Below are 9,620 nucleotides of genomic sequence, written 5' to 3'. Positions count from 1 at the left end.
CTTGGTAGTCCGCCCACACATTGCAGTGGGGCCACTCTGTGCCAGCCAACACATCTCCAGCGCTCTTGAAATCGAGTGCCGCCCATGCGGCGCATTGCAGCAGCCACATCAACCCAAAAAATCCACAAATATCCCCCCTCCCAGGGATAGCCACGCCAATACCGGCGCAAGTAGACTCCGCATGCTGGCCCCATGCCAGCATCCACTACCGCACAGCGAGAAGGAGTCTCAAATGGCCTATTTCATGATCAAGCCGGGCGAAAAAGTCACGGCGCTGGACTACATCAAGCAGATCGCCCGCATCGACAATGTCACCCTGCCTTCCCCCGAGGAGGTCAAGGCACTGGAGATCGGCGAGGTGGTGGAAATCAATTCGCGACTGCTCGACTACACCGCCGCCTGCAAGCTCACCGGCAGCATCGCCCAAGCCCAGGGCGATGTTCACCAACGCATTGTGGTGTTCTCCTATGAGCGCACCACCACCCTGCACAAAGCTGCGTCCTCGACCAACCCAAGCATGCTCGGCTGGCAGTACGGCGCCGGCTTTCGCCTGATCGTCAACCACATGACCGCCAAGGCGTCGGCAGCCATGACCCTGTCGGCCATCGCGGCCGAAGCCAGCGTCGGGCTCAACAGCACCACGATCCTGGTGCAGTCTTACGGCGCCAATGCCCTGATGCCCGCCTACCCGGACGGCCACACCGGTTTCTCGGCCTTCAACGTCGACAAACTCACCACCCTGGAAGGCTGGGTAGACGCCGCGCGCAAGAGCATCGGCGATGGTTGGGCCGACAAGACACCCACCGAGATCGACAAGATCATCACCAACACCCGCCCCCTGCTGACCGGTATCGAAATCAGCACCACCGGCAAAAGCTGCTTCGACAGCATCGACCCGCTGACCCAGTTCGTGCTGTGGCGCTGCTACTACGGCGACTCGCTGGAGCGCACTCTGGACCACATGAAAAACGGCAGTGGCGCAGGCATGAAGAAAGCGCGCGACTATCCCGACTTGATCAACCCGGATACCGTCAAGGCACTCTACCGCAGCCTGTACGCGCAGTACGGCGGCTTGCCTGGCCACGAAGTGGAGAAACTGCAGGGCAACGAGGCGTACCTCAAGAGCATGTCGATGCCCGAGGCACTCAGGGCCCAGGCCAAGGACTTCCTCGAAGGCTTCCGGCAGATGACCTGACCGTCACACCGCCAGGCAGGTGCACCGATTGCCGGTGCGCCTGCCTCACGCCCGGCGGTTGCGCGCCAGCAACCACAGCAGGTACAGGCCGCCGAGCAACCCCGTGGTCAAGCCGATCGGCAGATTGAGTGTCGACACCAGCCGCTGGCTCAGTACATCCGCGACCAGCAACAACACCGCCCCCATCAACGCAGCGCTGACCAACGGCACCCGCGCCGAGGCGGTCAGGCGCCGCGCCAACTGCGGTGCCGCCAGCGCAATGAAACTGATCGGGCCCGCCGCCGCCGTGGCAATCGCCGTCAACCCCACCGCCACCAGCACCATCAGCAACCGCGTGCGCTCCACCGAAACCCCCAGTTGGTTGGCACTGTCGTCGCCCAACTCGAGGATGTTCAACCCGCGCGCGTGATACGCCACCGCCGGCACCACCAGCAACAACCCCAGCGCCGCCGGCAGCACGTGCGACCAGGTACGGGTATTGAGCGAACCCGCCAACCAGATCTGCGCCGACATCGCCTGGTCAAGGTTGCCCATCACCAGCAGCACGGTGTTGAGCCCCGACAGCATCGCGCCCACCCCGATGCCCACCAGCACCAGGCGGTAACCGCCGCTGGTGCGGCCCTTGAGCGACAGCACGAAGACCAGCGCGGCCGTGCACACACCGGCCATCACCGCCGCCACCGACGCCCCCAGCGGCCCGGCATCGAACAGGATGATCTGCACGATCGCGCCACTCGCCGCGCCCGTGGTAAAACCAATGATGTCAGGCGAACCCAGCGCATTGCGTGAAATGGACTGGAAGATCGACCCGGCCATGCCCAGCGATGCCCCCACGCACAACGCCGTGAGCACCCGCGGCAGGCGCACGCGCAGCACAATGCGGTCGGCGGTCGGGCTCTGCCCTGCCCCCAGCACACTGGCCAGCACCTGCCCTGGCGACAGTTGCAGGGTGCCGATACCCAGCAGCACCACACCCAACCCGAGCGCCAGCAGCATCAGCACTGCACACACCAGCACCCCGCGTGGCTGCCAGCGAAACGACAAGGCCGCCAGGCGCACTACCCGTGTAGCGGTCATGTTCATAGTTTGCTCAACCGGAAGGTGCGCACCAGCGCGATGAAGAACGGCCCGCCAATCAACAGCGCGACGATGCCCGCCGCGATTTCCGCCGGCGCCGCGACCACACGCCCGAGCACGTCGGCAGTGAGCAGCAGCGCCCCGGCAAACAACGCCGAATACGGCACGATCCAACGGTAGTCAGGCCCTGTCAGCAGGCGCGCCAGGTGCGGCGCCACCAGCCCGACAAAGCCGATCGGCCCCGCCGCCGCTGTAGCGCGCCGGCCAGCAGCATGACCGTCAGGCAGGCCAGCAGCCAGGTCAGACGCACGTTCACACCCAGTGCCAGCCCCAGGTCCTTGCCCAGCGCCATGGCATTCAGGCTGCCCACCAGCCCGAGTGCTGTGACCCCGCCCAGCAGCACGGCCACCACCAGCACACCCACCGCGTCGAAGCCGCTCTTTTCCAGCGAGCCTGACGCCCAGTGACGGAACTGGTCGAACACCTCGAGCGGGGCATTGAGCAGGATGAGGCCGGTGACCGACGCCAGCATCACCGACAGGCCTGCCCCGGCCAGCACCAGGCGGACCGGATTGGTGCCGGTCTCCTGGGCACGGCCGAGCAAGAACACGGCGACACCCGCCAGCCCGGCGCCGACAAACGCGCACCACACGTACGCGCTCATGCTGCCCAGGCCCAGCACCGCCACCCCGATGATCACCCCCACCCCGGCGCCTGCATTGATGCCCAGCAGGCCCGGTTCGGCCAGCGGGTTGCGGGTGACCGCCTGCATGATCGCGCCCGACACCCCCAGCGCAACCCCGGCCAGGATCGCCACCAGCGTGCGCGGCACGCGCAGTTCGCGCACGATCAGGTGCTGGTCGTCCAATCGGTCATACGCCGTCAGCGCCTCGAACACCTCGGCCACACCGATACTGCGCGACCCGACCACCAGGCTCGCCACCACCGCCACTGCCAGCAGCAACAGCCCTGCCAGCAGGCCTTGCCCACGTCTTGATCGGCCCATGGTTCAGCGGTACACCCGCGCCACGCTATCGATCATCTCGCGCCCGGAGTAGTAGTCGATACGGAACGAACTGGGGCCCAGCGCGTACACCCGCTGGTGGATCACGGCTGGCAGGTTGGCCAGCACCGGATCGGCCAGAAACGCCTGCACATCGCTGTCGCTGCCGCCCAGCAGGAACACCGTGTCACCGGTAATGGCGGCGGACAGGTTCTCGCGGGAGATGAAGTCGACATCGGAACTGCGCTTGACCTGCCCCTGCAGTGCCGCGGGCAACCCTGCCACGTCGAACCCGAGTGCCTTGAGCACATGGGCATGGGGGCTGCTCAGGCGCGCGACCGAATAGCTGCCGCCCAGGTTGTAGCCAATCAGGCTGACCGTCCCGGCGGGTGGCGTGATGCCCGCTGCGACCTGCGCGGCATAGGCGTCGAAGCGCTCGATGGCGGCCTGGGCCTCGGCCTGCAGGCCGCTGGCCTCGCCCAGTTGGCGGGCCAGTTCCTGCCAGCTGTGGTTGGCATAGTTGACCACCACGGTCCTGATGCCCTGGGCCTCCAGTTCGCCCTGATGCTGGATCACGCTGTCGGCACCCGTGGCAGAGACCACCAGCAGGTCCGGGTTCATGCCCACCACCGCTTCCAGGTCGAACACCAGGTTCTTGTAGAGCACCTGCACGCCACGCGTGTGCGCGACATTTGCCCACTGCGAGAAGAACCCCTCGGCATCGGAAATACGGCTCGGCGTGGTCGCGGCACTCGCCACCAGCGGCGCGTCCATCGCCAGCAGTATGCCGGTCACGCTGGGAGCGCTGGAGACAATACGCTGCGGTTTGGCGGCAGGCGCCGGGGCCTCGACCTGCGCGGTGCGCGGCAACGCCCCCACCACGACCACCCCACCCAGCGCCACGGCAACGACCAGCAGCGCCACACTCAACTTTTTCATTTAGGGATTCAGCTCTTCAAGGTGATGGGCAAACGTGGCGCCGCTGTAGCCCGTGCGGAACAGCCCCGCAGCGACCAGGCGCGGCATCACCTGATCGAGGAACAGGTGCAGCGAATCCACCGAACCGCCGGGGGCAGCGATAAAGCCGTCAATCGCCCCGCTGGCGGCCCAGTCGGCAATCTGCTCGACCGCATCGTCGACCGTGCCCACCACTTGCCAGTGCGCCGCAGAGATCACTTCGGGGCGCAGCAGCAATTCATCCACGCGCAGCGATTCGCGCTCGATCAGGCGGCGCAACAGGCTGCTGTGGGTGCGGCTGGAGGCCTCGGGAGCAAGGGCCGGCAAATCGTGGCGAGTAACGAGTCGGTCGTGCGGCCAGCCGGCCAGGTCGAGCCCGGTCATTTCCTTGATCGACGCCAGTTTGCGCGCACGGTCCATGCGCCCATGGGTCTGCATGAACAAAGCCCTGGCCGCCTCGCGGGTCGGCGCCAGGTACAGGCTCAGGCCCGGCAGCAGGCGCACGGACTGTGCCGCACGGCCATGGCGTTGCGCGCGCAGGCCAAGGTCGCGGCGCAGTTCCAGTGCAGCCTCCTTGTCGGGCGTGGGGGCAAACACCAGGTCGGCCACCGACGCGGCAAAATCGCGCCCCGATTCCGAGGCCCCGGCCTGGATCAGCGGGATACGCGTACCGGCGAATGCGGGCAGGTTCAGCGGGCCCTTGACCTTGAGGTGAGGCCCGTCGTGGTTCACCGGCTGGATCTTCGACACGTCGGCATACTGGCCGCTGGTGCGGTCGAGGGTCAGCGCCTCGGACGGGAAGCTGTCCCACAGCTGATGCACCAGCCGGGTGAACTCCGCCGCCCGCGCGTAGCGCTCCTCGGCGCTGGGCATCTGGTCCAGGCCGAAGTTCTCGTTGCCTTGCAGCGCGGTGACGATGTTCCAGCCGACCCGCCCCTTGCTGATCCAGTTCAGCGATTGCAGTTGCCGGGCCACCACGTAGGGCGGGAAAAAGGTGGTCGACACGGTCGACACCAGGCCGATGCGTGAGGTTTCGCGGGCCACCGCAGTCAGCAGAATCGTCGGATCGAGGCTGGCGAAGCCCGGCCCGTTTTCCAGGCCTTGCATCGGCAGGAAGCTCACATCGGGGCGAAACACGAAGTCCAGGTGCGCCGCCTCGGCGCGGCGCGCCAGGTCGATCGCGTACTCCGCGGTGAAGATGGCTTCGATAGCGCTGTTTTCGCCGCGCCAGCCATCGCCACTGAGCCAGGTCGGGGCCAGTGACAGGCCGATGTGCAGTCGTTTGTGCGGGGTGGTCATCAACGCTCCGGTGTCCGTTTGTGGGTGAACGGCGGCCGTGCAGCGGCCGCCTGTGCAGGCAGGTGCCTCAGAAGCTGCCCTTGACGCCGACGCCGAACATCCGCGGCGTGGTCATGCTCGCTTCGGTGCCGCCAATGCCGCGGTTCTGTTGCAGGTAGGTCGGGTTACGGTCGTCGAACACGTTCTTCACATAGCCATACAGCTCCACGGCCGGGCTGTAGCGGTAGCTCATGCGCGCATCGGTCAGGGTGTAGGAATCGACGGCATACGCCTTGTTGTTGGCCGTGTCGGAGTAATAGCCGTCGATGTGGCGGACGTGCGCCGAGAGGTTCAGCGCGTCGGTGATATCCCAGCTGGGGCCGACGCTCAGGGTGTAGCCCGGCGACTTGGCAAACGCGTTGGCCTGGTAGCTGTCATTGCTGGTGATGCGGTCGATGCGGGTGCGCAGCGTGCCGGCACTGGCCTTGAGTGTCAGGCTGTCGAACAGCTGGTAGTCGGCGCTCAGTTCCATGCCATAGGCATGGGCCTTCTCGGCATTGATGGTGTAGGACTGGGTGATGCCGCTGGCGATCACCACCGGGATGTTGTACTGCGAGTCCTTCATGTCCATGTAGAACAGGTTGCCGCTCAGGCGCAGGCGGTCATCGAGCAGGCTGGCACGGGTGAACAGTTCATAGTTCCACACCGATTCTTCCTTGAAGTACTGCCACTGGCGCGTCGACAGGTTGAGCGACACGCCACCCGGGTTGTAGCCCCGGCTGACCATTGCACCCACGGTCCAGTCCGGGGTCGCGGCGTAGGCCAGCGAGACCTTGGGCAGCACCGCCGTGAAGGTCTTCTGGTAATCCAGCGCGGTGGGGGCCAGTACCGAACGGCCGTCGCGCTCGATGCGGTCCTGCTGGAAACGCAGGCCGGTGCTCAAGGTCCACTGGTCGCTCAGGCGGTAGTTCAGCTCGCCGAAGAGGCCGAGGTTCTGCTTGATGTCGTCGAAGGTCGACAGCCCCGCGAGGTTGAGGCTTTCATCGGTTCGGGTACGGGCGACATAGATGCCCGTGGCGCCACTGAGTGCACTGTGCTGGTCGCCGAACACCAGGCGGGTTTCATTGGACAGGTTCTTCTGCTTGATGTCGGCGTCGCCCTGCCCCGGGATGCCGGTGTAGCGCTGCACGTCGGACAACGAGTACTGCGCCTGATTGATCAGCTTGATGCCGTTGTCGAAGTCGTAGCTCACGTCCAGCACGCTGGTGTTGGTGCTCTGCTCCCAACTGGGCATGGTCGTGGTGGTGTGGTCGAGCTTGTGGTACGGGGCCGAGGCGGCCTCTTGCGTAGGGCGGTTGCTTTCGTTGTGCGAGAAGGTGAACTTGGCTTCCAGCCCCGCGATGTCGGTGGGCAGCCACAACAGCTTGGCCCGGGTGGTGAGCGCGCTGAAGTCGTGGTCGGTCTTGCCCTTCTGGAAGTTGGGGTTGGTGTAGTCGATGAAGGTGTCGCGCGCCGAATAGTCCACGGCCAGGCGCCCGGCCAGGTCGGTGCCCATCAGCGGCCCGGACAGCGCGATCGAGGTGCGCTTGGCGTTGTAATTGCCGATTTCGGCCTGGTACGCCGCCTCGGGCGTGAAGCTCGGGTCCTTGGTGTTGACGATGATTGCGCCGGCGATGGCGTTGGCGCCCTGGGAGGTGGTCTGCGGGCCGCGAAACACCTCGATGCTGTCCACGTCCCACACCGAGGTCGCGCCGAAGAACATCTCGTTGTAGTTCAGGTAGTGGCCGTCCAGGTTGATCGTGGCCCGCGGCACGGTGCCGCCCCAGAACTGGTTCTGCCCGTTGTTGGGGCCCTGGGTGTCCTGCCCGCGAATGATCGGCGCCCCCACCGAGTCGGTGTAGATCACGTTGGGCACGTCGTTGAGCACTTCATGCACGCTGGCATTGCCGGTGTTCTGCTGTTCGATCTCCCGGGCGCCCTTGACCGTGACCGAAGACGCGGTGTTCTTGAGGTCGCGTTCCAGCTTCTCGCCCGTGACCATGATCGGCTCGAACGTGACCACGCCCTTGTTGCTGCCTGCGCTGGCTTCGGCCGCCAGCGCAGGCGTTGCGCCGAGCAGGGTCGAGAGCGTGAAAAGGCTGAATCCATAGGTGAATGAACGCGGTTGATGGGCCTTCAAAACTCACTCCAAATGATAATCATAATCGTTTGAGCGGAGGGTAGCATGTGGCCACACCATTCCTCAATAGAGAATTCATTCTGCAATGCGGCATATAAAACGCTGCGCTATGCGGGATGCAAAGCCGGTATCATGCGCAGCGACGCCGCGTACAAGCGGCGCGCACGTGAAGCACGGTGAGGAGAGGCCTGTTGACCAGAACCAATGAAGTACCGGACGAAGCGCCGGATACCTTGAGCGAAAAGCGCTCGGGCACCATTCAGTCGGTGGCCATTGCTGCGCGGTTTCTCAATGTGCTGGCCAGCGCGGAATGCGAGCTGGCCCTGGGCGAAGTGGCGCGTCGTACGCAGACGGGCGCCTCCACCGCGCACCGTTACCTGCAGAGCCTGGTCAAGGAGGGCCTGGCCAAGCAGGACCCGGCCAGCAGCCTCTACGACCTGGGCCCGGCGGCATTGAGCATCAGCATCGGTGCACTCAAGCGCGTGGATGCAGTGGAGATTGCGGCGCAGCACATGAAAGCGCTGGCCCACCAGTACGCGGCCAGTGGTGGCGTGGCGATCTGGACCGACCGTGGGCCGACGCTGGTGCGCTGGTACCGCAGTGCGTTCTTCTCGATCAACCCGCTGGCCCTGGGCGACATCCTGCCCATCGACAACACCGCGTGCGGCCTGGTGTTCCAGGCGTTCTTGCCCAAGGCCACCATCGATGCGGCGCGCAAGCAGCAACCGGCACATTTTCGCGGTACGCCGCCGAGCAAGGCCGTGCTGGACGAAGTGCGCAGTGGCAAGTGGGCCGAGATGACCAGCCACCTGTTGTCGAATGTCACCGGCCAGGCGGCGCCGGTGTTCGATGCGCAAGGCGAGATTGTGTGCGCGATGACCACCGTGACCGACCTGGGCAAGCTCAAGACCCCGCAGGACCGCGAGGCGCTTTACCGCGCGGCCAGCCTGGTCAACCAATCAACCGGCGGCTTGCCGTGGGAAGGCGTCGGCCGCTGACCGGCCGGCCACTGGCACCACCAGCGGGGTGCCGGTGACCGGGTCGTCGATGATCATCGAGGCCATGCCGAACACCTCGTGCACCAGCGCTGTGGTGAAGATCTGCGCGGGTGCGCCCTGGGCGACGATTGCGCCGGCCTTCATCGCGATGATGTGCGAGGCGTAGCGGCAGGCCTGATTGAGGTCGTGCAGTACCGCGACCACCGTGCGGCCTTGGCGGTTGAGGTCGGCGAGCAGTTCGAGCAGTTCGAACTGGTGGGCGATGTCCAGGAAGGTCGTGGGTTCGTCGAGTAGCAGGATCGGTGTCTGCTGCGCCAATACCATTGCGATCCACACCCGCTGGCGTTGGCCGCCAGACAGCTCGTCGAGCGGGCGCCCGGCCAACTCCGTCACGTGAGCGGCGTGCATCGCGGCGGTGACGGCTTGTTCATCGGCTTCGGACCATTGACGCAGGAACGACTGATGGGGGTAACGGCCGCGGGCGACCAGATCGGCCACGGTGATGCCGTCGGGGGCGGTTGCGCTTTGCGGCAGCAGCCCGAGCTGGCGTGCCACTTCCTTGGCGGGCAGATCGTGGATACGGGCTTGATCCAGCAGGACCTGACCGGTGGTCGGCACCAGCAGACGAGACAGAGCGCGTAGCAGCGTGGATTTGCCGCAGGCGTTGGGGCCGACGATCACCGTGAACGAGCCGTCGGTGATATTCACCGAGAGGTTGGTAGAGATCGTGCGTTGGTCGTAACGAAGCGTCACGGCATCGGCCTGCAGGCGGTGCGTCATGGCGAAGGGTCCTGGCTGAATCGTGCGCCAGTATTGCAGACGAGGAATTGATTCCGCAATTCGGAATGGGAAAGGAGCAGATTGTGCCAGTGAGATCTGCGATAGGGCCTACAAGGCTGACAACGCCGATCCATCAGGCCATGGCGCGTTGCA

Annotated in this window: 7 protein-coding genes and 1 pseudogene; 2 read left to right on the top strand and 6 right to left on the bottom strand. The window is 65.4% G+C overall.

The genetic code is table 11. From position 1 onward, the window contains the following. Nucleotides 1-232: 232 nt before the first annotated feature. Nucleotides 233-1,195: a hypothetical protein gene (locus G3436_RS15685; RefSeq protein WP_163946584.1), complete on the top strand. Its 963-nt coding sequence runs from the start codon at nucleotides 233-235 to the stop codon at nucleotides 1,193-1,195. 45 nt (nucleotides 1,196-1,240) lie between these two features. Here G3436_RS15685 and G3436_RS15680 read toward each other — a convergent pair whose 3' ends face one another. From G3436_RS15680 to G3436_RS15660, 5 genes and pseudogenes are all read right to left on the bottom strand, one after another. Further along, nucleotides 1,241-2,272 carry a FecCD family ABC transporter permease gene (locus tag G3436_RS15680; protein WP_163946589.1) on the bottom strand — a complete coding sequence of 344 codons (1,032 nt, stop codon included), beginning with the start codon at nucleotides 2,270-2,272 and terminating at the stop codon, nucleotides 1,241-1,243. A 2-nt stretch (nucleotides 2,273-2,274) separates the two neighbouring features. Beyond that, nucleotides 2,275-3,278, bottom strand: a pseudogene (locus G3436_RS15675) (FecCD family ABC transporter permease). Nucleotides 3,279-3,281: 3 nt separating this feature from the next. Further along, nucleotides 3,282-4,214 carry a Fe2+-enterobactin ABC transporter substrate-binding protein gene (gene fepB, locus G3436_RS15670; RefSeq protein ID WP_163946581.1) on the bottom strand — a complete coding sequence of 311 codons (933 nt, stop codon included), beginning with the start codon at nucleotides 4,212-4,214 and terminating at the stop codon, nucleotides 3,282-3,284. Then, on the bottom strand, nucleotides 4,215-5,531 hold the full coding sequence (locus G3436_RS15665; RefSeq protein ID WP_163946578.1) for an NtaA/DmoA family FMN-dependent monooxygenase: 1,317 nt from the start codon (nucleotides 5,529-5,531) through the stop codon (nucleotides 4,215-4,217). 67 nt (nucleotides 5,532-5,598) lie between these two features. Next, nucleotides 5,599-7,689 (bottom strand): TonB-dependent receptor, encoded by a 2,091-nt coding sequence (locus tag G3436_RS15660; RefSeq protein ID WP_163946575.1) that lies wholly within the window; start codon nucleotides 7,687-7,689, stop codon nucleotides 5,599-5,601. A 191-nt stretch (nucleotides 7,690-7,880) separates the two neighbouring features. Between G3436_RS15660 and G3436_RS15655 the strand changes: the two genes are divergently transcribed. Continuing rightward, on the top strand, nucleotides 7,881-8,687 hold the full coding sequence (locus G3436_RS15655; protein ID WP_420801217.1) for an IclR family transcriptional regulator: 807 nt from the start codon (nucleotides 7,881-7,883) through the stop codon (nucleotides 8,685-8,687). Here G3436_RS15655 and G3436_RS15650 read toward each other — a convergent pair. Continuing rightward, nucleotides 8,649-9,467 carry an ABC transporter ATP-binding protein gene (locus G3436_RS15650; RefSeq protein ID WP_163946573.1) on the bottom strand — a complete coding sequence of 273 codons (819 nt, stop codon included), beginning with the start codon at nucleotides 9,465-9,467 and terminating at the stop codon, nucleotides 8,649-8,651. The genes G3436_RS15655 and G3436_RS15650 overlap by 39 nt on opposite strands. Nucleotides 9,468-9,620 lie beyond the last annotated feature (153 nt).

Source organism: Pseudomonas brassicae (assembly GCF_010671725.1).
GTDB classification, from domain to species: domain Bacteria; phylum Pseudomonadota; class Gammaproteobacteria; order Pseudomonadales; family Pseudomonadaceae; genus Aquipseudomonas; species Aquipseudomonas brassicae.
Note: the sequence above shows the minus strand (reverse complement) of the source record. Positions and strands in the feature narration are given on the sequence as shown.